This is a genomic window from Neisseria sp. P0021.S007 (assembly GCF_051956855.1).
This window is the reverse complement of sequence record NZ_JBQCXA010001758.1, coordinates 1-438: the sequence shown is the minus strand read 5'-3', so window position 1 is coordinate 438 and position 438 is coordinate 1. Positions and strand designations below refer to the sequence as shown.

Genomic DNA, 438 nt, shown 5'->3' with positions numbered 1-438 from the left:
GACTATGTCTCTCCGGCACCCAGTTTGGCAGAAGTTTCAGACAAACTGACTAAGCATTTACAAAAAGAGCTAGCATAAGGCCGTCTGAAAATATTCGACCCCAACGCCATCTTTTAACTGCCCCTCTGAACCCACAAGCCCTTAGGCCATAAAGGCCGCAATCAGCTTTTCAGACGGCCTTTATAACGACAGAAAGAACACATCACCATGAGTGAAGAAGTAAAAAACGACCCCAAACGCGGCATCAAACTAAAAGGCGCAGACAAAACTGCACGCATTCCGATTAAAGTCGTTCCATTGGAACAAAAATTGAAAAAGCCCGAATGGATCCGCGCCAAATTACCGGGCAAGAAATTCTTTGAAATCAAAAATATTCTTCGCGAACAAAAAATGCATACCGTGTGCGAAGAAGCATCTTGTCCAAACATCAGCGAATGC

1 pseudogene is annotated in these 438 nt (G+C 44.3%); it reads left to right on the top strand.

Annotated elements, in window-relative coordinates:
* Nucleotides 1-207: 207 nt before the first annotated feature.
* A pseudogene (locus ACTHUR_RS21305) lies at nucleotides 208-438 on the top strand (lipoyl synthase); the annotation flags it as partial.